The organism is Micromonospora sp. CNZ285, from assembly GCF_004637285.1.
Genome location: NZ_SPQD01000001.1, coordinates 2,739,613 through 2,764,604, shown reverse-complemented (window position 1 = coordinate 2,764,604; position 24,992 = coordinate 2,739,613). Strand labels below are relative to the sequence as shown.

At 69.6% G+C, this 24,992-nt stretch carries 20 protein-coding genes and 5 pseudogenes; 13 read left to right on the top strand and 12 right to left on the bottom strand.

Annotation, left to right across the window (positions count from 1 at the left end; genetic code table 11):
* Positions 1–2: 2 nt before the first annotated feature.
* Together CLT75_RS12425 and CLT75_RS12420 are read right to left on the bottom strand one after the other, a co-directional pair.
* Positions 3–569, bottom strand: a complete 567-nt coding sequence (locus tag CLT75_RS12425) for a hypothetical protein (protein ID WP_135240925.1) — start codon at positions 567–569, stop codon at positions 3–5.
* Between the two features lie 95 nt (positions 570–664).
* Positions 665–3,013 carry a DEAD/DEAH box helicase gene (locus CLT75_RS12420; protein ID WP_135240924.1) on the bottom strand — a complete coding sequence of 783 codons (2,349 nt, stop codon included), beginning with the start codon at positions 3,011–3,013 and terminating at the stop codon, positions 665–667.
* Here CLT75_RS12420 and CLT75_RS12415 point away from each other — a divergent pair.
* From CLT75_RS12415 to CLT75_RS12395, 4 genes and pseudogenes are all read left to right on the top strand, one after another.
* A pseudogene (locus tag CLT75_RS12415) lies at positions 3,012–3,355 on the top strand (hypothetical protein). The gene CLT75_RS12420 and the pseudogene CLT75_RS12415 sit on opposite strands and share 2 nt — an antisense overlap.
* Before the next feature lie 6 nt (positions 3,356–3,361).
* Positions 3,362–4,513 carry a hypothetical protein gene (locus tag CLT75_RS12410; protein ID WP_135240922.1) on the top strand — a complete coding sequence of 384 codons (1,152 nt, stop codon included), beginning with the start codon at positions 3,362–3,364 and terminating at the stop codon, positions 4,511–4,513.
* Positions 4,514–4,846: 333 nt separating this feature from the next.
* Positions 4,847–5,900: pseudogene (locus tag CLT75_RS12400) on the top strand (IS110 family RNA-guided transposase).
* Between the two features lie 156 nt (positions 5,901–6,056).
* Positions 6,057–6,560, top strand: a complete 504-nt coding sequence (locus CLT75_RS12395; protein WP_135240921.1) for a DUF892 family protein — start codon at positions 6,057–6,059, stop codon at positions 6,558–6,560.
* A gap of 355 nt (positions 6,561–6,915) precedes the next feature.
* Here the strand turns inward: CLT75_RS12395 and CLT75_RS12385 are convergent, their stop codons facing one another.
* The 3 genes from CLT75_RS12385 to CLT75_RS12375 form a co-directional block, all read right to left on the bottom strand.
* On the bottom strand, positions 6,916–8,439 hold the full coding sequence (locus CLT75_RS12385; RefSeq protein WP_135240920.1) for a transposase: 1,524 nt from the start codon (positions 8,437–8,439) through the stop codon (positions 6,916–6,918).
* Positions 8,337–9,809, bottom strand: a complete 1,473-nt coding sequence (locus tag CLT75_RS12380; protein WP_486485151.1) for an NF041680 family putative transposase — start codon at positions 9,807–9,809, stop codon at positions 8,337–8,339. Before CLT75_RS12380 ends, CLT75_RS12385 begins: the two co-directional genes overlap by 103 nt.
* A 685-nt stretch (positions 9,810–10,494) precedes the next feature.
* A complete protein-coding gene (locus tag CLT75_RS12375; RefSeq protein WP_135240919.1) occupies positions 10,495–10,704 on the bottom strand; it encodes a hypothetical protein in 210 nt (69 codons plus the stop codon).
* 28 nt (positions 10,705–10,732) lie between these two features.
* Here CLT75_RS12375 and CLT75_RS12370 point away from each other — a divergent pair, with 28 nt between their 5' ends.
* The 3 genes and pseudogenes from CLT75_RS12370 to CLT75_RS32610 all read left to right on the top strand — a co-directional run bounded on the left by CLT75_RS12370 (position 10,733) and on the right by CLT75_RS32610 (position 12,750).
* The gene (locus CLT75_RS12370) at positions 10,733–10,945 is read left to right on the top strand and encodes a hypothetical protein (protein WP_167796910.1); all 213 of its coding nucleotides are present in this window, start codon (positions 10,733–10,735) and stop codon (positions 10,943–10,945) included.
* A 232-nt stretch (positions 10,946–11,177) separates the two neighbouring features.
* A pseudogene (locus CLT75_RS32615) lies at positions 11,178–11,729 on the top strand (cation:proton antiporter domain-containing protein); the annotation flags it as partial.
* Positions 11,730–11,790: 61 nt separating this feature from the next.
* Positions 11,791–12,750 carry a cation:proton antiporter domain-containing protein gene (locus CLT75_RS32610; RefSeq protein WP_486485344.1) on the top strand — a complete coding sequence of 320 codons (960 nt, stop codon included), beginning with the start codon at positions 11,791–11,793 and terminating at the stop codon, positions 12,748–12,750.
* Between the two features lie 130 nt (positions 12,751–12,880).
* Here the strand turns inward: CLT75_RS32610 and CLT75_RS12355 are convergent.
* Positions 12,881–13,078, bottom strand: a pseudogene (locus CLT75_RS12355) (transposase); the annotation flags it as partial.
* A 233-nt stretch (positions 13,079–13,311) separates the two neighbouring features.
* Between CLT75_RS12355 and CLT75_RS33195 the strand changes: the two are divergent.
* Genes CLT75_RS33195 through CLT75_RS33185 form a run of 3 tightly spaced genes read left to right on the top strand, consistent with a single transcriptional unit; the run spans position 13,312 to position 14,717 of the window.
* Positions 13,312–13,503 (top strand): hypothetical protein, encoded by a 192-nt coding sequence (locus tag CLT75_RS33195; RefSeq protein WP_239089261.1) that lies wholly within the window; start codon positions 13,312–13,314, stop codon positions 13,501–13,503.
* The gene (locus tag CLT75_RS33190; RefSeq protein ID WP_486485343.1) at positions 13,473–14,348 is read left to right on the top strand and encodes an MFS transporter; all 876 of its coding nucleotides are present in this window, start codon (positions 13,473–13,475) and stop codon (positions 14,346–14,348) included. The genes CLT75_RS33195 and CLT75_RS33190 overlap by 31 nt, the downstream gene beginning before the upstream one ends.
* 60 nt (positions 14,349–14,408) lie before the next feature.
* On the top strand, positions 14,409–14,717 hold the full coding sequence (locus CLT75_RS33185) for a hypothetical protein (RefSeq protein WP_486485150.1): 309 nt from the start codon (positions 14,409–14,411) through the stop codon (positions 14,715–14,717).
* A gap of 425 nt (positions 14,718–15,142) precedes the next feature.
* Here the strand turns inward: CLT75_RS33185 and CLT75_RS33180 are convergent, their stop codons facing one another.
* A complete protein-coding gene (locus CLT75_RS33180) occupies positions 15,143–15,313 on the bottom strand; it encodes a diacylglycerol kinase family protein (RefSeq protein WP_239089257.1) in 171 nt (56 codons plus the stop codon).
* A 383-nt stretch (positions 15,314–15,696) separates the two neighbouring features.
* On the opposite strand from CLT75_RS33180, the gene CLT75_RS12340 reads away from it, so the two are divergent.
* Together CLT75_RS12340 and CLT75_RS12335 are read left to right on the top strand one after the other, a co-directional pair.
* Positions 15,697–16,641 (top strand): mechanosensitive ion channel family protein, encoded by a 945-nt coding sequence (locus CLT75_RS12340; RefSeq protein ID WP_486485149.1) that lies wholly within the window; start codon positions 15,697–15,699, stop codon positions 16,639–16,641.
* Positions 16,642–16,804: 163 nt separating this feature from the next.
* Positions 16,805–19,282: an ATP-dependent Clp protease ATP-binding subunit gene (locus CLT75_RS12335; protein WP_135243993.1), complete on the top strand. Its 2,478-nt coding sequence runs from the start codon at positions 16,805–16,807 to the stop codon at positions 19,280–19,282.
* A gap of 344 nt (positions 19,283–19,626) precedes the next feature.
* On the opposite strand, the gene CLT75_RS12330 is transcribed toward CLT75_RS12335, so the two are convergent.
* From CLT75_RS12330 to CLT75_RS12315, 4 genes are all read right to left on the bottom strand, one after another.
* A complete protein-coding gene (locus tag CLT75_RS12330) occupies positions 19,627–20,397 on the bottom strand; it encodes a hypothetical protein (protein ID WP_135240914.1) in 771 nt (256 codons plus the stop codon).
* Positions 20,394–21,413 carry a cytochrome d ubiquinol oxidase subunit II gene (locus CLT75_RS12325; protein WP_030275000.1) on the bottom strand — a complete coding sequence of 340 codons (1,020 nt, stop codon included), beginning with the start codon at positions 21,411–21,413 and terminating at the stop codon, positions 20,394–20,396. The genes CLT75_RS12330 and CLT75_RS12325 overlap by 4 nt, the downstream gene beginning before the upstream one ends.
* On the bottom strand, positions 21,410–22,780 hold the full coding sequence (locus CLT75_RS12320; protein WP_091331579.1) for a cytochrome ubiquinol oxidase subunit I: 1,371 nt from the start codon (positions 22,778–22,780) through the stop codon (positions 21,410–21,412). Before CLT75_RS12320 ends, CLT75_RS12325 begins: the two co-directional genes overlap by 4 nt.
* Positions 22,781–22,873: 93 nt before the next feature.
* Positions 22,874–23,884, bottom strand: coding sequence for a mechanosensitive ion channel family protein (locus CLT75_RS12315; protein ID WP_486485148.1), 1,011 nt, complete (start codon positions 23,882–23,884; stop codon positions 22,874–22,876).
* 206 nt (positions 23,885–24,090) lie between these two features.
* On the opposite strand from CLT75_RS12315, the gene CLT75_RS12310 reads away from it, so the two are divergent.
* Positions 24,091–24,393 carry a nucleotidyltransferase family protein gene (locus CLT75_RS12310; RefSeq protein ID WP_082931039.1) on the top strand — a complete coding sequence of 101 codons (303 nt, stop codon included), beginning with the start codon at positions 24,091–24,093 and terminating at the stop codon, positions 24,391–24,393.
* Between the two features lie 125 nt (positions 24,394–24,518).
* On the opposite strand, the pseudogene CLT75_RS12305 reads toward CLT75_RS12310, so the two are convergent.
* A pseudogene (locus CLT75_RS12305) lies at positions 24,519–24,788 on the bottom strand (transposase family protein); the annotation flags it as partial.
* Between the last annotated feature and the right edge of the window lie 204 nt (positions 24,789–24,992).

Genomic DNA, 24,992 nt, shown 5'->3' with positions numbered 1-24,992 from the left:
CGCTATGCCGCGTTGCTGCGTGTGGCGGCGAGTTCGGGGAAGGCTTCTTCCCAGCGCTGGCGAAGCTGGGGCGGCAGCCAGAGGGTGGGCCAGAGCTGCCGGAGGAGGTCGGCGTCGAGCCAGGTGTTCAGATCCTCGACGGTAGCGGCTTCGGTGAGGACCACCTTGTACATGCTGGCCAGGCGTGCGGGCCGGTTGAGGTCGTACTCGGCGTGCCCGGACCAGTCGAGATGACGCGGAAGCGTCACCGTGCCCGCGGTCGGGCCATGCAGATCGGCGAGAGTCGCGGCCACCACGTAGGGCTTCCGGTCGCCGTAGGGCCGGTAGTCCGCCGGCGGCTGGGGTGACGTCCTGCGTCGGCTGAGATTGGTCGCCCGCCGGACTTCCGGTCGTAGCGCCTGGCGGATCGTCTCCCGGCTGTACCCGGTGACCCGTTGCAGATCCACCGGCCGCCAGCCGGCGGCGTGGAACGCCCGCAGCTGCTCGTCCCGCTCGGTCAGCGCGGCGGCCCGCGTCGCCTCATACCGGGAGACGACCGCCTGCAGCTCATCCTCGGAGAACCGGCCCATGGCCCGTAAGCCTACCAGGCTAGGCCCAGCGCGCTTGGCTTACGTCGTAGCTCTGTAGCCGGCGGACCAGTCATGATGATCGCGATGGGATGTACTCATGTTCTGGTGAAGCCGAGGGCCCGGTATCCGGGCATGCGGCGTGGGAGTGAGGCGGCGAGGATTGGTGTGGCTGGGTCGTGGTAGTCGTGGGCTTCGGCGAGGTCCTTGCCGGGTGCGGCGCGGATGACGCGGCCGGCGCATTGGACGAGTAGGCCGTCGTAGGAGATCGGGCCGGCGAGGAAGAGGGTGTCGAGGGCGGGGGCGTCGAAGCCTTCACCGATGAACGGTGTGGTGCCGATGACAAGGAGGCCGTCGCCGGCCTTGGCGCCGTCGAGCCGGTCAACGATGGCCCGCCGTTCGCGGGTGCTCATCGCGCCCCGGAGCACGAGCGCCTGATGTCCGCGTGCGGCGAGTAGGGCGGTGAGTGCCTCGACCTGGGCGACCCGGCGGGTCAGCACGAGACAGTTGCGACCGCGTGTCAGGGCCGCGGCGACATCGTCGGCGATCTGGGTGTTGCGGGGCTCGTCGAGGGCCAGTTGCCGGTGTACCTCGGCGAGCGCGCCGGGCGCGTCAAGGTCGACGTCGCCGGCCTGGAATGTGGTCTCGTGGATGAACAGCGTCCGACGTGGTCCGGCGTCGGGGTGCATCGCTGCCGCGAGGGTGCCTTGTTCCTCGTCGGTCAGGGTGTGGCGGACGGGTCCGAGTTGCCAGGTGACGAGTTGGCCGAGGCCGTCGCGTCGGGTGGGGGTGGCGGTGAGGCCGAGCCAGAACTGCGCGGCGATCCGTTTGACCGAGTGCTCGTACGCTGCGGCGCCGAGGTGGTGGCATTCGTCGACGATGACGTGCCCGTACCCCTGGGTCAGGGTGGCGACGTCGTCGCGCCGGGCGAGGGAGGGCAGCAGCGCGATGTCTACCGTGCCGGTGAGCTTGCGTCGGCCGCCGCCGAGTTGGCCAGGCTTGATGTCGAGGAACTGTTGGATGCGGGTGCGCCACTGGTCGGCGAGGGCTTTGCGGTCGACGAGGACGAGGGTGGAGGTGTTGCGTTCGGCGATCACGGCGCAGGCCATGACGGTCTTGCCGGAGCCGGGTGGGGCTACCAGGATTCCGTCGTCGTGGGCGAGGAGAGCGCCGACCGCGTTGGCTTGCCTGCTGGTGAGTTCGGCGGTGCACGCGGCGTCGATCTCGGTCCCGGGGTTTCGTGCGTCCGTGACGGCCAGCCGGGATCCGGCGCGCTCGACGATCGTGGCGATGGTGTGCCGCAGTCCCCGCGGGAGCACCAGGCGATCATCGAGGGTGAGGTCGTAGCCCTGGATGAAGCGTGGGGTGTCCCAGGTGGACTTACGTAGCCGCTGCAGCTCGTAGAACTTCGGGTTGGCCATGGCGGCGGCGTGCTTGAATGTCGCCAGTGCGGCGGGGGTGAGCTGTCCGGTGTCGATGCTCAGCCCGGCACCGGCCTCCGCGTGGACCACCGGAGGCAGCGGAGGATGAACCTGCGTCGCGGCGGACCGGCTCATCGTGGCGACGTCGGCACCGGTGACGGCTTGCTTGGCCTGCCGGGCGACGTGTTCGGCGTCGCCGGGGCTGAGCCGGTCCAGCGTCGACAGGAACGCCCACTGGTCGGCGTACGGTTCGAGCGTGCCGAGGTCGAGGAAGGTAGTGAGTCCGTCCTTGCGGCGGCGTCCCTGCAGCGGTGCGGCGATGAGGTTGCCGAAGCCACCCTCGGGCAGCACGTCCTGGTTAGGGAACAGCCGGTCGTACGACCGAAGGTCCATCGACCCGCGCAGCACCATCGCCTCACGGAGAAGGACGGTGCCGAGGGACCGCGCGATGGCCGCGGGAACAGCGCCGGTGAAGAAGACCCACACGTGGGCTCCGCGACCCGACTGGGAGACCTCCAACGCGGCGGGCACCGCGCTGGCCCGTGCCGCCTTCACGTACGCGAGGGCGTCGAGCACCGCCGTCGGCCCGTCGAAGTCGGCCACGACGAAGTGGCAGGTGTTGCCGGGCATCAGCGGGTACAGGCCCATGAACACGTCGCCGACCAGATGCGCCGCGACGACCTCCGTCGTGCGGGGCAGGTAGGTGGCACCCCGCCGGTCCATACCCTTACGCCAACCGCCGGCGACCGCGGGCATCCGCCCGGCAGCGCCGGTACGGGCGTTGTCCCACCGCACGGCGTACACGTCGGCCCGGGCCCGGAACCGGTCGGCAAACAACGCCAGCTTGTCCCGGGTCGGCGAAGCCATGGTGACCAGCCCTGGCGGCTCCACCGGCGCGGACAACTGCTCCGGCGCCGCAGACGTGTCCTGGCCGCGCAGCTCCAGCAGACGCGCCAGCCGGGCGTTCTCCGCCCGTAACCGCTCCACCTCCCGCCGAAGATCGACGAACTCGGCCACCGAACCCATGCCGACCATCCTCGCGCATCAGGCGCCGAACACCTCGACACCGGTCCGCTATCCTCCGCCGATGGCATCGAAGGGCAACGCCACACTGGAGGCGATGATCGAGGAAGCCACCGCCGACACGGACGGTCACGAGGACCAGCGTGCCGGCCTGTTCGCCATGATCGAGGAGCATCTGGCGGTGCCGTTCACCACCACCGTCCTCGGCGTCGAGGTCACCATAGGCAAGATCGAGCTGGCCGCGGACAGCATCGCCGCGGTCTGCGCCCGAGGCCGCCACCGGCAGAGAATCGACCTCCTCGACCTGCCGCTACCCACCCCCGCGCCGACGGCGCCGCGTGGTAGGCCACGATGAGCGAGTACCAGTACTACGAGTTCACCGCCGTCGACCGTCCCCTCACCGGCCGCGAGCGGGCCGAGCTGCGGTCGCTGTCCACCCGGGCCGACATCACCGCCACCAGCCTCGTCAACACCTACGAGTGGGGCAACTTCAAGGGCGACCCTCGCAAGCTGATGGAACGGTACTTCGACGCGCACCTGTACCTGGCCAACTGGGGCACCCACCAGCTCATGCTCCGGCTACCGAAACACGTGCTCGACCCCGCCACAGCAGCCCAGTACTGCCAGGGTGACAGCGCATCCGCGTGGACCGCCGGCACGCACGTCATCATCGACCTCCACGACGAGGACGAGGACGGCACCGACGAGTGGGACCTCGACGGCCACGGCCTCCTCGCCTCCATCATCCCGGTCCGGGCCCGCCTCGCCGCCGGCGACCTGCGCCTGCTCTACCTCGCCTGGCTGCGCTGCGTACAGTCCGAGGACATCGCCGACGACGAGCCCGAACCGCCCGTCCCCGCCGGGCTGGACACCCTCGACGCGCCCCTCACCGCCGTCGCCGAGTTCCTGCGCATCGACCCCGACCTGATCGCGGCCGCGGCCGCCGGGTCGCCGCCGGACGCCTCCGGCGAACCGACCGCCGCACAACTACGGAAGTGGGTCGTCGGGCTACACGCCCGGGACAAGGACGCCATCCTGACCGACCTGATCACCAGCAGCGACAGCCAACTGCGCAACCGACTGCTGCGCCGCTACCGCGACGCACACCGCACTGATACGCCCACCCCGGCAGCCGCCCGTACCGCCGGTGAACTGCTCGCCACCGCTGCGGAGTTGCGCGCCCAGCGGGAACGACGGGACGCCGAGCAACGCGAACGCGACCGGATCCGCCGCGAACGGTCCGCCGCAGCAGCCCGGCAACGGCACCTCGACACCCTCGCAGTCGACCAACCCACCGCCTGGCAACGGGTCAACGAACTCATCGCCACAAAGAAACCCCGCGAGTACGACACCGCCGTACAACTCCTCGTCGACCTGCGCGACCTCGGCGAACGCGACGGAGACAGCACATCGTTCCAACACCGGCTGGCCGAGCTACGGGCGGCGCACGCCCGCAAGCCCAGCCCGCTCGAACGCCTCAACCTCGCAGGCCTCGACACCTGACGCCTGGTCCGCCGCCCGGTGGACTGGCCACCATCGCCTTCACGCGCTGCGGCTCTCGCGCCGGCGCCACGGCCTCAGACGTCGACCGTCGGCCTGCAACAGGGCCGGCGTGGGCGGCCATAGTGTGGTGTGAGGCATCAGGTACGGCCGTCGGACGAGGATCTGTGGTCCTCGATCACCGTCGGCGACGAGGCGGCGTTCGGTCGGCTCTTCGACCGATACTCCCGCCCGGTCTACAACCACGCGTTCCGGCTGACCGGCTCGTGGTCCACGGCCGAGGACGCGTGTCCACGAGATTCTCGACGCGACCGAGAGCGGCGGACCTCACCAGGCATGGCAGCGAAGAAGCGATCGGTCATCGGTGGTGTCGACACCCACCGGGACACCCACCACGCGGCGATGATCGACAGCACCGGCGGCCTGCTGGGCGACGCCGAGTTCCCCGCCACCAGCGACGGCTATGCGAATCTGCTCGCCTGGATGCGCTCCTTCGGCCGTCTGGGCGCAGTTGGTGTCGAGGGGACGGCAGCTACGGCGCTGGCCTCGCCCGCCACCTCACCAGCCGGAAGGTCACCGTGGTCGAGGTCGACCGCCCGGACCGCAGGACCCGACGGACCAAGGGCAAATCGACCCCATCGACGCCGTCGCTGCCGCCAGGGCTACCCTCGCCGGCACCGCCATGGGTACGCCCAAGACCCGCACCGGACCTGTCGAAGCGATCCGTGCCCTGCGAGTGGCCCGCCAAGGAGTGGTCAAGGCCCGCACGGCGGCGATCAACCAGATGCGCGGCCTGGTCGCCGCCGCCCCCGAGAGCCTGCGCGCACAGCTGAGCAAGGCCAGCGCCGCCGGGCTGGTCAGCCGCTGCGCCGCCCTCACCATCGATCCGACCAGGCTTAACGACCCGGAACAGGCCACCGCTACCGCACTGGCCGGACTCGCTCGACGGGTCACCGCGCTGACCGAGGAGATCACCACCCTCGATCGACAGCTGGCACCCCTGGTCCGCCAGGCCGCGCCCCGCACCAGCGCCCTGTTCGGCGTCGGCACCGATGTCGCAGCTCAACTGCTCACCACCGCCGGCGACAACCCCGACCGCCTCCGATCAGAAGCAGCACTGGCCCACCTCTGCGCCGCCGCACCCATCCCAGCCAGCTCCGGACGGGTGCGCCGCCACCGCCTCCACCGGGGAGGCGATCGCGGCGCCAACCACGCCCTGCACACCATCGCCCTCTGCCGCCTGCGCTACGACCCACGCACCCGCGCCTACCAGCAACGACGCATCACCGAAGGCCTTAGCAAACAAGAGATCCTGCGCTGCCTGAAGCGCTACATCGTCCGCGACGTCTACACCGCCCTACGCGCCGACTTCGCCGCCCTCGCCCCTTGACCTCCATAGGAGCATCGGGATGGCTCATTGATCCTTCTCGGCCTCTCGTGTCGACATGCGCAAATTCACACCCTTCCTGCTGGCTTGCCTGCCGCGTTTTGGTGGTTTCTGAACGGGTAGGCCGTGGCGGCTCGCCAGCGAGGTCAGGAGGAGCACATGGCGATTAATACGACGCGTGACCTGTTCATCTTCGAGCTAGGCATACTAGGTGAAATGGAGATATCCGGGCGGCGGGTTCTCGACTTCTTGGACCATCGAGTTAGTGACGATCTCGGGCAGATCGTACGGCGCACGCAACAGGAATGTGTGCAGTGGAATCACAACATCAACTCCTGCGCCAAGGCATTCGGCACCTCCCCGCTTTCAACCCGGTCCGACACTGTTGAAGGCATGTATGGGCGATTTGAAAGCTTTGTACGCACAAACCCCTCAGTCGACCTGGTTGATCAATTCGCAGTCGATACTCTGATTCAGTTCCTATACCTCACCATTGCGGCACACAAGACCCTTTTTGATTGGGCGGTTATTATGGGTGAGGCCCAGTGTGTGCAGTATCTACACGCCAACCTCGTCCAGAAGCAGGAGAGTGCGGCTGAAATTGAACGGTACGGCCACGAATTGGGCGTACGACTCCTAACCCCCGTCGCTCGGCCCGCGTGAGCTTACGTCGGGCACCACAGGGGCTACCAGCCTCCGGGGACAGGGAGGCTGGAAGGTCTGCAGCCGTCCGATGAGGAGGTCATCCTCTCGCTCTTGCCTGTGATCATCCTGTCCACATGCCGGCTAACTTGATCTTTAACCTGTGCGGCGTGGCCTCGGGTTATTCGAGGTCTTCGTTTTCTTCGTGCCGCCTTTCGGTTTTGTGCTGGTGGCGGCGGTGACGATGTGGACGTCGTGGCGGGCTGCCGGGTGGCGGTTGCGTTGTCCGGGTGGTCGGCCGGGTCCTGGCCGGGAGGGTTTCGGTGCGCGGGCGGGGTTGCCGGGAGCCTGTCGCACAGCTTTCGATCTTCAGCTGTCAAGAGGTCCTCTGTCTGGCATCGTGGCGGAAGATCTTGTTCAGGTTGTGCACCGCGCCGAGGAGTTTGATCTCGGTGTCGACGGCGGCGGTGCCGCGTTGGTGCACGCGGCGTCCGAACCGTTGGAACAGCTGGGCGAAGCCTGGTTCGACGAGGGCACCGCGGCGGGCGTAGAGCTGCCGGCCTTCGGCGGATGCCAGCCGGGCGGCCATGTCGCGGTGGCCGGCGGGGACGTTGTGCCCGGGTGGCGTGGTTGCGTGGGTCTGCTCGTACTCTTTGGTGATCGAGACCAGCAGCGGGAGATCGGCCAGGGCTGCGAAGTTCGCGGTGCTGGCGTAGCCGCTGTCGGCCAGCCACGCCGCGACGTCGCCGGTCAGTCCAGCGGCGGCGCAGTTGTGTTGAACATGTCTGATGACCGGGACGAGTGCGGTGGTGTCGGCAGGGTTGTCCTGCAGCTCGATCGCGAGGAGGACCTGGTTGCGTGCGCAGGCGATCTGCACGTTGTAGCCCTGCACGTATCCGCCGTGCTTGCCGAGCATGAGCCGCGATGCCGGATCGGTGAGCGAGGCCCTGGCCGCCGCGGACGGGATCGGTCGCGGGTTGAGCGCACGGTGCAATGCGGCCTGCGCCCGGGCGAGGCGGGCCTGCTGAGCAACGACCTTGGTCTTGGTCTCGATACTGACCGGCGGGCGCCCGACAGCGCGCCGCCGTCCCGCTGCCTGATCCTGCTGGGTCCGGCGGGCGTAGTCGGCCAGCCGCTGCTGCTGGCCGGCTGTGACCTCGGCCAGGCGCGCCTCGGCTCTGGCCACCATCCGTTGCGCGGCCTCGACCTTGATCCGGATCTCGCCCGCCGAGGGCAGTGAACGCTCGAACAGCTTGTCCCGGGCCAGCCGGGCCCGTGTCACGCGATCGCTGAGCTGCGACTGCCGCCGCAGACAGCTACCTGCGGCCGTGAGCCGATGGTGGCCGTCGGTAGCCGCTTCGTCCGTGTCCTGCGCCAGCTGGTCGAGTTGCGCCTCGCCGTCGGCGATGACGGTCTCCAAGGCGTCCAGGCTGCGGTTGGCTGAGCGTGCGGCGGCCGCGTGCATCGGTGAGCCGTCCACCGCCACGGCGGACAGGTCCACCAGCCCACGCCGGGCGCACAGCGCCAGGACCTGCACGAACAGCGCCTTCAGGCCCTCGCGGTGACGACGCAGGAACCGGGCGACGGTGGCATGATCAACCCGCTGGTTGCCGGTGATGATCCGGCAGCCCACATCGTCGAGGCAAGCGGCCTCGATCTTGCGCGTCGAGCGCACGCCTTTGCAGTAGCAGTACAGCACCAAGCTCAGCAGCACCTGTGGTGGATACGCCGCCGCGCCTTGGCCATCAGCGCGATAGCCCCGCAGGAACCCGGACAGGTCGAGCTCACCGACGACCTTCAGGACCTGCCAGCACAGATGCTGCGGCGGCAGCCACCCACGCACGTCATGCCTGATCGGCGCCGAGTCGTCCGGGCCGCAGGAGATGAAGTTGTATCCCACGGCACGACATGATCATCCACTGTAGGCGATAGACAGCAAGAACTCTTGACAGCCGAAGATTGAAAGCTGTGCGACAGGCTCCCGGCTTTGGTGCGTAGGTGTCGAAAGCCTCGGCGGACGCGGGCGGGCGTGAGTCGCTCGGGCGGGGCTGGGCGTTCCCATGGGCGGCGCAGGTCGCCGACGGCGCCTCGGGCGAGGCGTAGCTGGGTGTAGGCGGCCAGCACGAGCCAGGTCCAGCGGTCGGCGGCGTGCGGGTCGCGTAGTTTCGGGCTGGTCCAGCCCAGGGTTTGCTTGAGCATGCGGAAGGTGTGCTCGATGTCGAAGCGGCGCAGGAACGCCTGCCAGAGCAGGTCGACCTCGGCGTCGCTGGCGGCCGGCTGGGACCACCCGAGCCAGACCGGTTTCGCGGTGGCGCCGCTGGGCAGTCGGTCGACGGTCAGCAGGATCACGGTGCCTTCGATGATCGGTAGCGGGCCGTGTTGGGCGGTCCAGGCGGTGCGGTGGGTCAGTCTGGGGTGCAGCCGGTGCCAGGCCCGCGCGGTCGCGGTGCCGTAGAGACGGGTGTCGGTGGTCGTGGCCGCATCGGGGTCGCCCCAGCTGGCCGGGTCACCGAAGATGAACTCGCCGCCGTGCCTTCGTGGGCGGCCGGTGGTGGCGGGCAGCCGGGGTGGCGCGGGTCGGCGCAGCACCCGGTCGGACCGCATCCGCACCAACACCTGAACGGGCAGGTCGGCCAGCAGGAACGCCAGCCGGGGCCCGTCGTAGCCGGCGTCCGCGACGATCCACATGTCCGGATCACCAGGCTGCCACTGCCCGGCAGCGATCAGCCGCTGCACCACGTCCCGCAACTGCCCGGCGGTGACCGTGGCGGCGTCGTCGCCGGGCGCCAGCCGGCGGGCGTCCAACGGCGCGGTCCACGAGGTGCGCCCGGCCTCCAGGACGGTGACGAACGAGTACGGCCAGCCCGGAACCCCGATGTGGGTGTCCTTGCCGCGCCCGTAGGTGTGGCACAGCACCCGCTCCGGGCAGGTATGCGCCTCCGGCCGCAACCAGCACGTCACATCCACCGCCAGGACGACCCGCCCGTCCGCGGCCCGCGGCAGCGGCACCGCCGCCACCGCGGTCCGCAGCCGCTCGACGTCGATCCGGCCCCGGTTCAACGCCGCGTACAACGAGCCGTGACCGCGGCGATGCTCACCCACCAGCGACAACTCCACCAACGAGCGCACCGGCGCGTCACCGCACAACAGCGCGTCTGCCAGCTCGAACAACGCATCCCCACGAGCGGTCAGACAACGGTGGAACTCACGCCGAAACGCGGCCAGCCGCCCGACCGCGTCGAACGCTCCGCCATCGTGCACACTGATCACCAGACAGCCCTTGGTTTGCGATCTTCTTCCCTAGACAAGAGGAATGATCGATCAAGGGCTGTCCCCATGATCAGCCGGGGTCGATGCCGCCGCCCAGCAGGTTAAAGATCAAGTTCGACGTGGCCGTGGCGGGGTTGGCGTGTGCGGTGGCGCCCGCGGCGGTGGTGACGGCGGTGGCGCCGAGCAGCGCCGCGGTGAGGCCCTGGAGCGGGCCGGGAAGGCGGAGGCGTGCCGTCCAGCGCAGCCGGCGTGCCAGCGCGGCGTAGGCGTGGGCTCGCCCGCACTCCCGCCCGTTGCGTGGCAGAAGCCCGGCAGTGGCAGCACAGGCAGCGACGGCAGGTCGATCAGCGTCTGCCCGGCGTCCGCGTAGATGGTGTGTGGCGTTCCGCCGGCGGTCGTGCAGTAGGTGACAAATGATGTCGAGCCGGAGGCAACGCGCGGATGGCGAGGCTCACCCTTCGCGAGGCAGCATTCGACGCATACGTCGTAGCCGGTGATGCCGATGTCGACGGCCTCCGAGGCCACGAGTTCTGGTATGTCGAAGCCCTGACAATGGATGATCGAATCCGCGCCCATGGGGTGCCACAGGTACCTCGGGTGCGCCTCGTCTGTGGCGGCGAAGCGGCTGCCGACGACCTCGGCGACCGGACCGTACAGTCGGCTCGAGGAACCGGGGACGCGACTATCACTGCGGCTTGACATCCTCGTCGGTCTCGGCACGGTAGGGATCCTCGACAGCCTCGAAGTCACCATCGTCAGCAACATCTCCGGCCAGCTTGTCAAGCCGCGCAGCGGCATCCACATCACTCAGATCCAGGTCACTGGCTTTGGCGGCGCCAGCTGCGTCGCCGGCGCCTGCGCCAGCTCGCTGTCTTGGCCGATCTCCCTGCGGCACCTGCCCAGCACCGCCTATGCTGCGCCTTGTGGTGGCCGTGGACATCCCGATGCTCGGCGGCCCCGGCCCCGGCCCCGACCCCGGCTCCAGCCCCGCCGCCGAGCAGACCTTGACCGTCGAGGTCGACGAGGATGCGATGCCCGCAGCCGACCTCGACGCGTTCGTCGTCGAGGTCAGTGGCGCCTGGACAGCCGGCAGGGACCACTTGGAGCCCGTCGCTGGCGGAACCGGGCCACCGTGACTGTACGTCTACGTCGACCGATAAGGATCAGGCCGGGGTGTGTTGCCACCGGTGCGGGGGAAGCACACCCACCGTAACAAGAGGATCGACAAGCAGTATGACCGAAGCGACGTGGAGGCCCTATCCCGGGGTGCCGCAGCTTCCCGGTCGGCTGGCGCCGTGAGTGGGTTGACACGCTGGCGGGTTCCGGCGGCCGGCGGCGTGACGACGGCGGGTCGCACCGAGGTGCCGGGTGACCGCGACCGGGACGATCTTAGCGTTGCTCGTCGGCGGGGTCTTGCTGGTACCGGTCGCCGACCGGCTGCACCTGCCGCATCCGGTGCTGGTCACCGGGTGGGGCATGGCGTGGGCGCTGCTGCCCGGCGCGACGAATGTGCACCTTGACCCCGAAACCCTGCTCGGCCTTGTCCTGCCGCCGCTGCTGTACGCCGGCGCGCAGCGCACCTCGTGGCGGGAGTTCACCGCCCAGCTGCGGCCGATCCTGCTGCTCGCGGTCGTCCTGGTGATCCTCACCGCCGCCGCCGTGGCCGGCGCCGCCGCATCCATCCATCCCGCGCTGCCCCTCGGTGCCGCCGTCGTGCTCGGCGCGCTGGTCTCGCCGCCCGATGCCGCCGCCGCCACATCGGTCGCCGTCCGCCTCGGGCTGCCCCGCCGCCTGGTGACAATCTTGGAAGGGGAAGGACTGTTCAACGACGTCACCGCGTTGACCCTGTACCAGGTCACCGTCTACTCGGCGGTGCACGGCTCGCTCAGCCTGCCCGCCACCCTGGGCAGGCTCGCCTACTCCACGGTCCTGGCGCTCGCCGCCGGCCTCGGCATCGGATGGATCACCGGCCAGCTACTCGATCGGCTACCCACCGCCAGCGCGCGCCGGGCTGAGCCTGCTCGCTCCGTTCGCCGCCTACGTGCCCGCCGCGGCCGCGCACAGCTCCGGCGTGCTGGCCGTGCTCGCCACCGCGCTGTACCTCAGCCACACCCGCGCCTACACCGACGACGCCACCAGCCGCGTCACAGGCCGCGCGTTCTGGGGTGTCATCGAGCTGCTCGTCATTTGCGCCACCTTCGGGCTCGTCGGTCTCGAACTCACCAGCGTCATCCGTGCTGTCGGTCACCAAGCCGGCCGGCTCGTCGGCTACGCCGCCCTGATCTGCCTCATCGTCATCGTCGTGCGCGTTCTGTGGCTGGCCCCTCTCGCCGCGCTGACCCGCCGCCGCGCCCGCCCCAGGCCCGCCGGCGAACAGGTGCCCGCCTCCTGGCGGGACAGCCTGGTGCTGTCCTGGGCCGGCATGCGTGGGGTGGTCACGGTCGCCACCGCCCTCGCCCTGCCGCACCTCACCGCGGCCAACACCCCGTTCCCCGGCCGCGACCAGATTATCTTCGTCGCCGTCATCGTCGTGCTGGTCACCCTGATCGTGCAGGGCACCAGCCTGCCGTGGCTGATCACCTGGCTGCGCCTGCGCGTCGACCCGGCCGCTGAAAGCGCCGCCGACCGGCACGCCGCAACGATCGCCCTCGACGCCGCCGAAGCACGACTACGCGAACGACGCCACCAGCTCGACACCGAGACCGCCGATCTGGCCGCCCAAAGCTTCTACGCCGCCCTCGCCGACACCTTCCCCGAAGACGAAGACGTCAGCGACACCCAGCGAATCCAGCACCACAAACACGTCCGTGCCCTGGAGGTCGACCTGCTGCACGCCGCCCGCGAGGCCGTCGTGGACGCCCGCAACCACCACATCATCGATCCCGACGCCGCTGACCGCCTTATCCACCGCCTTGATTTGCGCTCCCTGACCACCAGTTGAAACCCGATGAGTCCGACACGTCTTTAGAGGACGTCGGGTAACCGGATGACTACTGAGCGAGAAGCTGCTCAACGTTGATACGTCGGGCGGCTTCGCGGTCGGTCGCGTTGTTCCACCGGACCGCCTGCGCGGCCATACGTATCGTCATGAATCGAATCATCGCTACCTTGATGATGGCCTCGGAGTTGACGGTCAACGGCTCGTACTCCCGGGCCAGACGCCGATCACGTACCAGCCAGCCGAACGTTCTCTCCACCACCAACCTACGCGGCAGGACCTTGAAGCCCTTGACATCGTCGGTGCGCCTGACGATCTCCGGCAGGATTCCGAGCACGAACTGGTTCTCGGCGAGCGGGTTTGGGCCCGCCATCGCGCTGCGCGCGCGAGGTCACCACCACGACTGGCTGTTGCAGGCCATCACCGGCGGCACTCCGTCCGGCGGTGCCGGTTTGTCACGGATCCTTCCAGGTACGCCGGGCCATGCCCAGCACCTCACAAAGCGGCGCTCTCAGGACAAATATCCCCGCACGGCTGGACCGGCTCCCGTGGTCCCGCTGGCACGTGCGGATCCTGATCGGTCTGGGTGTCGTGTGGATCCTGGACGGCCTCGAGGTGACGGTCGTCGGCAACCTCACCGGCGCGCTCGCGAAGCCGGGCAGCGGCATCCAGATCACGCAGAGCCAGGTCACCGGTTTCGGCGGCGCGATGTACGTCGCGGGTGCCTGCGCCGGGCGCTGTTCTGGGGCTGGCTGACCGACCTGTTCGGCCGGAAGAAACTGTTCATGATCACGCTGGCCGTCTACCTCGTGGCGACCGGACTGACCGCCTTCGCCTTCGAAGCCTGGTGGTTCTTCCTGTTCCGCTTCCTGACCGGCTTCGGCATCGGCGGCGAGTACTCGGCGATCAACTCCGCGATCGACGAACTGATCCCGGCCCGGCTGCGCGGCCGCATCGACATCGTCATCAACGGGACGTACTGGTTCGGGGCGATGGTGGGTGCCCTGTTGACGGTGCCGCTGCTCACCGCCTTCCCGGCATTCCTGGGCTGGCGGCTCGCGTTCGGCCTGGGCTTCGTCCTGGGGCTGGGGATCCTGCTGGTCCGCCGCACCGTGCCGGAGAGCCCGCGGTGGCTGTTCATCCACCGTCGCGAACGCGAGGCGGAGCAGGTGGTCACCCGCATCGAGCAGGAGGTCAAGAGCAGCACCGGCGCCGCACTATCGGAGCCCGACCGCTACGTGGTCGTACGGCAGCGCCGGACCATCGGCATCGCCACCATCGCCAGGGTCATGTTCACCCGCTACCCGAAGCGGACGATCCTCGGCTTCTCACTCTTCGTCGGCCAAGCCTTCCTCTTCAACTCGATCACCTTCTCCTTCGCCCAGATCCTGGAGACCTTCTTCAAGATCCCGTCCGGCCACACCGGCTACTACTACGCGTTGATCGCGTTCGGCAGCCTACTCGGACCGCTGGTGCTCTCCCGGCTGTTCGACACGGTCGGCCGACGAGCCATGATCTCCACTACTACCTGCTGTCCGGGGCGCTCCTTCTCGGCACCGCCGTGCTCTTCAATCGGGGCGTTCTCACCGCGACCACGTTGACCCCGTGCTGGTGCGTGGTGCTGTTCTTCGCCTCGGCGGGGGCAAGCTCCGCGCCTGACGGTGAGCGAAATCTTCCCGCTGGAGACCCGGGCGCTGGCCATCGCCTTCTTCTACGCCATCGGCACGGCGGCCGGCGGGACCGCCGGGCCGCTGCTGTTCGCCCGGTTGATCGGAACCGGTAAGCTCAGTGACACCGCGCTCGCCTTCACCATCGGCGGCAGCGTCATGGTGGCCGCCGGCGTGGTCGAACTGATCTTGGGGATCCGGGCCGAGCAGCGCAGCCTGGAAGACATCGCCGAACCGCTGACCGCGCGGGAAGCCAGGCAGTCCGGGGGAGGCGGCGGTCAGCCCTCGGCAGCACCGGCCTGATCGGGGAGGGGTCCGGCATCAGCGAATGATCGACGCGGAGACAGCGGACCGCGGACGCCGTGCGGCAGGATGGGCTGGTGAGCCACGCGCAGGACGCCGACGAGGCCATCAAAATCTGTCACGCAGGTCCCGAGACCGGACGCTTTCCGCGCTCGGGGGCGTCCCCCAAGGGCAGACAGAGGCTAATGGGAGCTGTCGGGTCAGCCGCTGGCCTACCCGACACCCGGTAGCCGCGGTGGGTGAGCACTCCCTCCGCCAGGGCCGATGGTGAGTTCTGGGGTCAGAACGTTGACCTTGCCGAAAACCTCGTCCGCCCAGGTGCAGCCGCTGTAAGCGGATCTCGACGGTGGCCGCAGGAGCAGGGTCCTCTCCCGACTGCCTCTCCCTCCCCCGGCATGATGATCGGCCTTGCTGCTTCGACTGGCCTATCTCGGTGTGACGGACGCGTTGGCGTTACTGCGGCTGCTTCCGATGGTGCCGGCGAGGGCGTCGGCGCAGCGTTGCACCATGCCGTCGCCGCCCCAGACGAAGATCAGCTCGGCCCCCTTGTTCAGCGCCTTGCGGACCTTCTTCGGGGCCTCGCGGCTCTTCGGCACCTCGTACCAGATGGGGTTCTCGACGCCCGCGCCCGGCCAGCTCCGCCCGCAGCTCGTCGAGGCCGCCGCCGAGGGTCTTCCCGCGGTGGGCGACGACCGCGACCGTGCCCATCCGGGCGGCGGCCACCCGCGGGGCGCCCACGGAGGTGCTCGTGCTCATGGCCGCCGGTGTTACTCAGCCGATCAGATCCGTACGCGTCGCCTGCCTCTCACCGCGGTGCCGGCGGCTATTTGTGCCACCCGGAAGGGGTGTTCTTGGCAGGAAGTACTCTCCGTGTCCTCCCGGTGTGCATAGGGTCAGGCGGTAACCCGTCCTCTGTACGTCGCGACGTGGGCGAGGAGCGCAGCGGGATGACGGTCGAGACCGCGGCGGTCGCCGCCTGATGCGCGCGGCGTTGATCATGCTGGCCACGCTGGTGGTGGCCGTGCTGCTGGACATCGGCACGCGCAGGCTCGTCCGTCGCGCCGACCACGGTCGCTACCGGTGGGTCCTGGGACCGCTGCGGAACGCCTGCCGCCGTCCGACGGCCGCCATGCTGCTCCTCACCGGGCTGTACCTCGCACTGCCGCCGAGGCCGATCGGATGGCTCGGCTACGTCCGACACGCCATCGGGCTGTTGCTCATCGGCAGCGTCGCCTGGCTGGTGATCAAGGCGTTGCACGTCGCCGAGGGCGTCACCTTCAGCCGGCTGCCGCCGGAGGTGGTCGCGGACCGCCGGATCCGGCGGGCCCGAACCCAGATCCGCCCCGTCCGACGCTTCACCTCGGCAGTGATCACGATCGTGGCCACCGGCCTGATCATGACCACCTTCGCGCCCATCCGCGCGTTCGGGATCTCCGTCCTAGGCTCGGCCGGCGTCGTCGGCGCGCTCATCGGCCTGTCCGCCCGGACCGTGCTGGGCAACGCGTTCGCCGGTATTCAGGTCGCCTTCTCGGACGGTCTGCACGTCGGCGACGTGGTGGTCATCGAGGGCGAGTGGGGCCGGGTCGAAGAGGTCAAGCTGACCAACGTGGTCGTCCGGCTGTGGGACGACCGGACGCTCATCCTGCCGACGACGTACTTCACCGAGCGCCCGTTCCAGAACTGGACCCGGCACGAGCCGCGGGTGGTCGGCAAGGTCCAGATCCACGTGGACCACACCGCCGACCTCGAGGACCTGCGCACGGAGACGCAACGGCTCGTCGAGTCCTCACCGCTGTGGGACCGGAGCCAGTGGGTACTGCAGATGGTCGACGCCACCGCAGCGAGCGTCGTGATCGAGGTGCAGGTCTCAGCCGCCGACGGCCCAGCGCCTGGGACCTCCGCTGCGACCTCCGCGAGGGCCTGATCCGCTACATCCGCGACAACCACCCTCAGTGGCTGCCCTGCACCCGCGGCGAGTACAAACCCTGGCCTCCCCACAAACCCGTAAAGGCCAACTCTGTGGGCGAAAGGTGCGTAGCGTTCAGGTGGGCCTGTGCCGAGACCCACCAGCCGACAGGAGTTATGAGATGTCACTCGACGCGTTCCGCATCCCCGGCGGCTCCTTGGACGACCTGATGAGCCGGTTCTTCGGGGGGGATCCCTTCGCGGGACGTCCGGTGGAGCGGGTCGACCTGTCCCGGCTGCTCTCCACCGAATCGCGGCAACTCCTGCAACGGGCAGCCGAGCAGGCTACGGAGTGGGGCAGTCCCTATCTCAACGTCGAGCACCTGCTGTGGGCCGCCACCCAGGCCGACCCCACCCGCCGGATGCTCGCCGCGAGCGGCGCCGACCCCGACGACCTGGCCCGCCAGATAGAGTCGGCCGTCCCCAAGGGCAGGCCACGCGAGGACACGCCTCCGCTCGCGCCGGCGGCGAAGCGCGCCCTGCTCGACGCGCACCGCGAGTCGCGACGGTCCGGCGCGACGTACATCGGCCCCGAACACCTCCTGCTCGGCATCGCCGCGAACCCGGAGACGACCGCGGGCCGGGCGTTGCGGGCGCTCGGTGGGGCCGTCACCGGGCCCACGCCGCCGGCGGGCGGTGCCGACGGGCGCGGGGCCAGCAGCACCCCCACCCTGGACCAGTACGGGCGGGACCTCACCGAGGACGCCCGGGCCGGTCGGCTCGATCCGGTCGTCGGCCGTGATGACGAGATCGACGACACGATCGAAGTGCTCTCCCGGCGTACGAAGAACAATCCGGTGCTCACCGGCGAGCCGGGCGTCGGCAAGACGGCGATCGTCGAGGGCATCGCGCAGCGCATCGTCAACGACGAGGTGCCCGAAACCCTGGCCAACCGGCGTGTGGTCGCACTCGACCTGTCCGGGATGGTGGCGGGCACCAAGTACCGCGGTGAGTTCGAAGAGCGCCTGAAGAACGTGATCCAGGAGGTGACGTCGGGCGAGGACGGGCTGATCCTCTTCATCGACGAACTGCACACCGTTGTCGGCGCGGGCGGCGGTGGCGAGGGGGCGATGGATGCCGGCAACATGCTCAAGCCCGCCCTGGCCCGCGGCGAACTGCACGTGGTCGGTGCGACGACACTGAACGAGTACCGTCGCTACATCGAGAAGGATCCTGCGCTGGAGCGCCGGTTCCAGCCGATCCTGGTGTCGGAGCCGAGCGTGGAGGACACCGTCGCGATCCTCAAGGGCATACGTGACCGGTACGAGGCGCACCATCAGGTGCGCTACACGGACGAAGCGCTGGACGCCGCGGCTGAACTGTCCCACCGTTACATCACCGACCGGTTTCTGCCGGACAAGGCCATCGACCTGCTCGACCAGGCGGGGGCCCGGGTCCGGCTTCGTTCCCGCACCCCGGCTCCGGACAAGAAGGAGATCGAAAGGCGGCTGTCCCAGCTGCGCCGGGAGAAGGACAGCGCGGTGGCGAACGAGGATTATCAACGCGCGGGTGCGCTGAAAGCCGAGATCGGTGCGGCAGAGCGGGATCTGGCGGCGGCGCAGGAGGGCACGCCTCCGGTGCCCGAGGTGCATATGAGCGACATCGCCGAGGTGGTCAGCCGCCGTACCGGTGTTCCCGTCACCCAGCTCACGGAGGTGGAGAAGCAGAGGCTGAGGCGCATCGAGGAGCAACTGCACGAGCGCGTGGTCGGCCAGCACGAGGCCGTACGGGCTGTGGCGGCCGCCGTACGCCGATCGCGTTCCGGGCTGAGTGACCCCCAGCGACCCGACGGGTCGTTCCTCTTCCTCGGACCCACCGGCGTCGGCAAGACTGAACTGGCCAGAGCCCTCGCCGCGGCGCTCTTCGGCGACGAGTCCAGCATGATCCGCTTCGACATGAGCGAGTTCCAGGAGCAGCACACGGTCAGCCGGCTGGTCGGAGCGCCCCCGGGCTACGTCGGGTACGAGGAGGCCGGTCAGCTCACCGAGGCGGTCCGGCGCCGGCCATACTCGGTGCTGCTCTTCGACGAGGTGGAGAAGGCGCATGCGGATGTGTTCAACGCGCTGCTGCAGGTGCTCGACGACGGTCGCCTCACCGACGCGCAGGGTCGCACGGTCGATTTCAGCAACACCATCCTGATCATGACGAGCAACATCGGCGCGGACCGCATTCTGGCCGCGCAGGCGGCAGGGCGTCCGGTCAACGACCAGCGCGAGGAACTGATGGGGCTGCTGGGGCAGCGGTTCCGGCCGGAGTTCCTCAACCGGATCGACGAGATCATCGTCTTCACCGGCCTGGACCGGGACCAGCTCCTTGAGATCACCGGCCTGCTGCTGGACCGCACCCGCCGTCGGTTGCACGCACAGAACATCAACCTCGAGATCAGCCCGGACGCCACGCAGTGGCTGGCCAACCGGGGCTACCAGCCCGAGTACGGGGCGCGGCCACTGCGGCGCAGCATCCAGCGCGAGTTGGAAGACCGGCTGTCGACCCTGCTGCTCGATGACGGGGCGAATCCGGGCGACACCATCGATGTCAATGTCGTCGGCGGCGAGCTCGACCTCTCGGTCCGGCCCGCCGCCGTACCGGCTGGCACGTGACACCCGACGAGCAGCTCGGCGAGCCGTCGCGGTGTGTCCCGGGGGCTCCACCCCGGCGAGTTGTTGCAGCAGATCATCCAAACCGCGGCCGTGCTGGGAGGGCTTGACGACGACGCCGGCGCAGGCCGGTCAGCCTGCGGGACAACCGCCCGGCCAACCCCTGTGCCTGAAGGACGTCTCCATCGGCCCCCAATGCGTAGAAGGCGCTGCGCCGCACGGGCGGCATCCGCTGCACCCCACTGAATGACGGCACCGTGAGCGCCGGACCGGTCGACGTGACGGTCAGTCGCTGACAACCGGCCGCCATCACCGGCTGGCCGTCTGGAGGCGGCCGGTGATCGTCCTCAGGCAGCGCCGACGTCGGTGGTGAAGGTCGCGAAGGCGAGCAGGCCGGAGTAGGCGGCCAGGCCGATGGTGAACCAGGTGAAGCTGGAGTGCCTTTCGGGGGCCAGTTCGTCGACGAAAATGTTGAGCAGGATCCCGCCACCCAGGAAGGCGGTGAGCACGTTCATCAGCACGCCGGTGGGCTGGACGGCGACCGCGGTCACCCAGCCGCCGGCGGCGCCGGCGACCAGGACGAGGCGCCACCCGGTGGTGAGGCTGACCGGGAAGTGCTCGGCCAGGACGCCGTCGGTGGCCAGCACGTGCAGCCCCATGGCGACGGCGAACAGCACCGCCGGCCCGAGCCCCGCGTCCAGCTTAGTCGCCAGGGTGTACGTGATCAGGCCGCTGTACAGGGCGAAGAAGCCGAGCTGGAACCCGAAGATCAGCCGGGTGGGCTCTTGCCGGCGCTGCTGCGAGCGGTGGGTGACACGTTCCAGGGCGTAGAACGTGAAGAAGCCGACCAGTGCGACGAGGAACAGCACGAATCCGCGGGCCGGGGTGGGCCTGATCTCCTCCTCCAGGACGTGGGCCACCGCCTGGTTGCCCTCCGCGAGGCGCGGCAGCAGGTAGAGGAACACGTACGCGGCGGCGATGCCGCCACCGAGGGACGTCGCCGCGTGGGTGGGCACCGGCAGTCTCCGGCGGATGGCCGGCGCGAGAAGGTGCAGGGCTCCCAGCGCCACCGCCGCCGCCAGCGCCGCCCACAGGCTGCCCGCCCGGGTGAGCGTCACCGGGGCGGTGGGTTGCCGGCGGCCGGCTTGGAGCGCTGGAAGATGCCGAACAGCCAGAGCAGGGAGGGCGCCAGCAGCAGCGCTCCGACCGCGAGGACGGCGAGCACCGTGGCGAGCACGGTGGGATCACCGGCCGCCTCGGTGACGGTCAGGTCGGGCGGCAGCAGGTCTGGGTACTGGGCAGCGCCCCAGGCCCAGAGGACGGCCGCGACCGCGAGGGCCGCGGTCACCCGCACCGCCCGGTAGCGGCCGGTGGCGATCAGCACCAGCGACCCGAGCCCCGCGGCGAACGAGAGGAGCACCAAGGCGAGCGCCCGGCCCCGAAGATCGGCGAAAAGGTCCGGCGCGTCGGCGGCGACGACGGCCAGCCCGGCCGCCGCGCCGACGCCCACCACTATGCCGGTGACCAGGGCGCGGCGGCGGAACTGGGCCACCAGGTCGGCGGCACCGGCGCGGCGCGCGTCGTGGATGAGGTAGACCGCGGCGAGGTACGCGCACACGCCGATCGCGAGCAGTCCGCCGTAGATGGAGGTGGGATTGAGCCAGCTGCGCCAGATGTCACCCTCGGCGATGCCGGGTGGGACGCGACCGGAGGCGACTGCGCCGACGATCGAGCCGAGGAAGAACGGGGTGGCCACCGAGGAGAGCGCGAAGGTGGCGCCGTAGAGGCGTTGCTCGGTGAGGGTGTGACTGGCCTTGCGGAAGGCGAAGGCCGCGCCACGACCGATGATGCCCAGCGCGGCCAGGGTCAGCGGGATGTAAAGGGTGGAGGCGAACGCGGCGAACGCGGGCGGAAAGGTGGTCCAGAACAGGGTGATCACCAGGATCAGCCAGACGTGGTTGGCCTCCCACACCGGGCCGATCGAGTGCGCGATCAGTTCCCGGCGGGCTGCGCCGCGGCGCGCCCCGCCGGCGAGGAGGTCCCAGATCCCGGCGCCGAAGTCCGCGCCGGCGAGCAGGGTGTAGAGCGTCAGACCGGCCAGCAGCACCCCGAGCAGGACGTCGACGACGGTCATCGGCCGCTGTCCACCGGTTCGGGTACGCCCTCCTGCGGAGCGACCGGCTCGTCGCGGTGGCAGGCCATCCGCCACAGAACCGCGACGGTGGCGACGGTGAGCACCGCGTAGACGGCGGCGACCAGGGCCAGGCCGGTGGCCAGGCCCGGCGCCGGATTTACCGCCTCGGCGGTGCGCAGCACGCCGTACACGATCCAGGGTTGCCGCCCGACCTCGGTGACGACCCAGCCGGCCTCGACCGCGACGGCGGCGGCGACCCCGGACAGGGCGGCGGCCCGCAGGAACCACGGCGAGCGCGGCGGACCCCGACGCCGCCACCACGCAAGCGCCCACCAGGCGGAAAGCGCTACCAGCCCGAAGCCGATGGCCACCATCAGCTGGAACGCCCACTTGACCACCGTCACCGGTGGCTCCTGATCGTCGGGCACCTGGTCCAGGCCCATGACCACGGCGTCCGGATCCCACCTGGCCAGCAGCGACAGGGCGTTGGGCACCTCGACTGCGTACCGCAGTTCCCCGTCGACGTAGACGCCGCCGAGCGAGAGCGGCGCGCCGGCCTCGGTGCGGGCCAGCCCCTCCATCGCGGCGAGCTTGGTGGGCTGGTACTCCGCGACGAAGTGCGCCGCCCAGTCGCCGACCACGACCTGCACCGGGGAGAGCACCGCAGCGACGGTGAACGGGATGGCGAAGCCGAGCCGGTGGTAGCGGTCCCGGCGGCCGCGCAGCAGGGCCACCGCGTAGACGCTGGCGATGCCGAAGCCGGTCACCATGAACGCCGCGACGATCATGTGCAGGGTCTGCGGCGGCGTCGCCGGGTTGAACATCGCCTGCCACGGCCTGACGTCGGTGACCTCGCCGGAGACCAGGTCGAAGCCGCGGGGCTGGTTCATCCAGGCGTTTGCCGACACCACGAAGAACGCGGACGCCACGCCCGCGACACAGACCGGCAGTCCGGAGAGCAGGTGCACCCGGGGTGGCACCCGGTCCCAGGCGTACAGGTAGATCCCGACGAAGATGGCCTCGACGAAGAACGCGATGCCCTCCATCGCGAACGGCAGGCCGATCACGTCGCCGAAGCGGCCCATCAGGCCGGGCCAGAGCAGCCCCATCTCGAACGACAGGATGGTCCCCGACACCGCGCCGACCGCGAACAGCACGCCCATCGCCTTGGCCCAGCGGTGCGCCAGCCGGGTGAAGGTCGGGTCCCCGGTGCGCAGACCGCGCCACTCGGCGAAGACGGTGACCGCCGGCATGCCGACGCCGAACGAGGCGATCACGATGTGCCAGCCCAGGGACAGGGCCATCTGCACCCGCGCCGCCATGAGGTCTCCCGGGGCGGCGTCCTGGGCGAGCAGGTCAACCAGCATCGGGTTCCCCACCTTCGTTGCGTGTCAGCCCTATGGTGGTCTAACGGCCCGGCTGCTGGTCGGCAACGCGAATGCCGCATCCCGGGCGCGGAATCAGGGCTTGTACTCGCTGCGGGTGCGGGGCAGCCACTGCGGGTGCTTCTCCCGCAGGTAGCGAACCATCGCCTCGCGCAGGTCGCAGCGGAGGTCCCAGGCGCTCGGCCCGTCGGCGGCGGACGCCTGGATCTGGATGACGACGGTCTGCGGGTTGGCATCGACCATCTGAAGCACCCACTGATGCCGGTCCCACAGCGGCGACGCCTCGATCAGGCGCTGCGCCTCGACGCGCAGGTCGTCCAGGTTGGCGGTGTGGTCGACGTGGATCTGGACCTTGCCGACCACCCGGGTCTCGTGTCGCGTCCAGTTCTGGAACGGGCGCTCGGTGAAGTAGGTCGTGGGCAGGATGAGCCGGCGGTCGTCCCAGAGCCGGATCACCACGTTAGTCAGTTTCACCTCCTCGACGCGACCCCACTCGCCGTCGATGACGAGCACGTCACCGATGTAGAGGCCGTCCGCGAAGGCGACCTGGATGCCGGCGAAGGCGTTGCCCAGCGCGGTCCGGGCGGACAGGCCGATCACGGCGCCGATCACACCGGCCGAGGTGAGCACCGAGATGCCGAACAGGCGTATCGGCTCGAAGGTGGTCATGATCAGACCGATCGCGACGATCGTGACCGCCGTCGAGGTCAACCGTCGCACCGGCCGGATCTGGGTGCGGGTGCGGCGGATCCGACGGTCGGCCATCACCCCGGCCGGCAGCCGGCTGAACGCCACGATCTCGGCGACGTGCAGCGCCCTGACCACCAGCAAGGCGACGCTGCCGATCAGCAGCAACAGGACGGCGTGCCGGCCCTCGCGCAGCCACCGGCCCGGCCCTCCCGGCAGCGCGGCGTAGAGGCCAGCGAGTAGCAGAACGGCGGTCGTCGGGCGGCGGCAGGCCTGGCGCAGCGGCGCCAGCAGCCATTTGTAGCGACCATGGGCGATCCGGTTGACGAGTACGCCGCTGAGCACGTCCACCAGCACGGCCGCCGCCACCGCGGCCAGCATGATCACCGCTCGGCCCATCAGCTGCCGTTCACCGCGATACCGATGGTCATTACTTCCGCTCCCGTCCGGGTCGTCCCCACGGCAGCGTGTCACGAGACGGCCGATCGCCGGGCGTACATCGCGACCGGCCGAAGTCCCCCGGCGGCCGCGGCACGCGGCGCCGCCGCCCGGGGCTCGGGTGGCGAGGAGGTCGCCCGTGATCATCCGCGCTAGCCGAATCCGCCGTGGGAGGCAAAAACCAGGCCGCGGTGCACACCTGGTACCCGGCCAAGTTCGGCGGAGGTCCGGTGGCGCCGTTGCGGACCGTCGCCGATGCCATTGCCACCTGGCCCGAGTACGCCACCGCCGTGGCCGTACGCCTCGACGCGCATGACCAGATCACGGTATGCGCGCCCCACGGCCCCGACGATCTGCTCGATGGGGTGTGGCGGCGCAACCCGGCCAGGGCCAGCGCGGAGATCTCCCGGCGGCGACTCGCCCGCCACCGCCCCACCGAACGCTGGCCTGGTGTCCGCGTCGTGATGTGACCCGGCGCTCGAAGCCCGCTGCCCGAGTCGACCTGCTAATCGCAGGGTGCCCCGTTGCGACATGTGAGTGCGTCTAAGGATGTCTCGTAACTCGGTGATGGCGTTGCCGCGCAACGGTTCCTGGATCAGCCGGCCAGGATGATGTTGTGGAGGTGGGCGATGCCGGATGCGGTGTCGGCCAATGTGTGGGCGGCGCGGCGGTAGTCGCGCAGGATCTTGAAGCATTTCATGCGGGCCAGGGCGTGTTCGACCTGCGCTCGGACCGAGCGATCCTGCTTGTTCAGGTCCGCCTTCCACTCGGGCAGATCACTGCCGTCAGCGGGCTTGCGGTACGGGATGATTACCTCAGGATTGCCGCGGTAGGCGCCGTCTGCCATGACCGGTCGGCCGGCCAGCTTTTAGAACTCCTAACCCCGATGATTCGCCGGTGACGGCCGCTTGTTCGACCAGGCCCGCAGCTATCGACCAATGTTGATGGAGTGCGTGGTCTGGGCGGGGGCGGCGGCGAGGTGCGTCTGTGGCAGCACCACGACGTGCTGACCTGCCAGGTCAGCGACAACGGGCCCGGGCTGGGCGAGATTGTCGTCGCGCTGCCGTCG

What these genes read in the sequence shown, in the direction of transcription:
- CLT75_RS12425 (WP_135240925.1), bottom strand. Translation starts at nt 569, where the DNA reads ATGGGCCGGTTCTCCGAGGATGAGCTGCAGGCGGTCGTCTCCCGGTAT.
- CLT75_RS12340 (WP_486485149.1), top strand. Translation starts at nt 15,697, where the DNA reads ATGCGCGCGGCGTTGATCATGCTGGCCACGCTGGTGGTGGCCGTGCTG.
- CLT75_RS12410 (WP_135240922.1), top strand. Translation starts at nt 3,362, where the DNA reads ATGAGCGAGTACCAGTACTACGAGTTCACCGCCGTCGACCGTCCCCTC.
- CLT75_RS12325 (WP_030275000.1), bottom strand. Translation starts at nt 21,413, where the DNA reads ATGACCGTCGTCGACGTCCTGCTCGGGGTGCTGCTGGCCGGTCTGACG.
- CLT75_RS12395 (WP_135240921.1), top strand. Translation starts at nt 6,057, where the DNA reads ATGGCGATTAATACGACGCGTGACCTGTTCATCTTCGAGCTAGGCATA.
- CLT75_RS12320 (WP_091331579.1), bottom strand. Translation starts at nt 22,780, where the DNA reads ATGCTGGTTGACCTGCTCGCCCAGGACGCCGCCCCGGGAGACCTCATG.
- CLT75_RS12335 (WP_135243993.1), top strand. Translation starts at nt 16,805, where the DNA reads ATGTCACTCGACGCGTTCCGCATCCCCGGCGGCTCCTTGGACGACCTG.
- CLT75_RS12315 (WP_486485148.1), bottom strand. Translation starts at nt 23,884, where the DNA reads ATGGGCCGAGCGGTGATCATGCTGGCCGCGGTGGCGGCGGCCGTGCTG.
- CLT75_RS12420 (WP_135240924.1), bottom strand. Translation starts at nt 3,013, where the DNA reads ATGGGTTCGGTGGCCGAGTTCGTCGATCTTCGGCGGGAGGTGGAGCGG.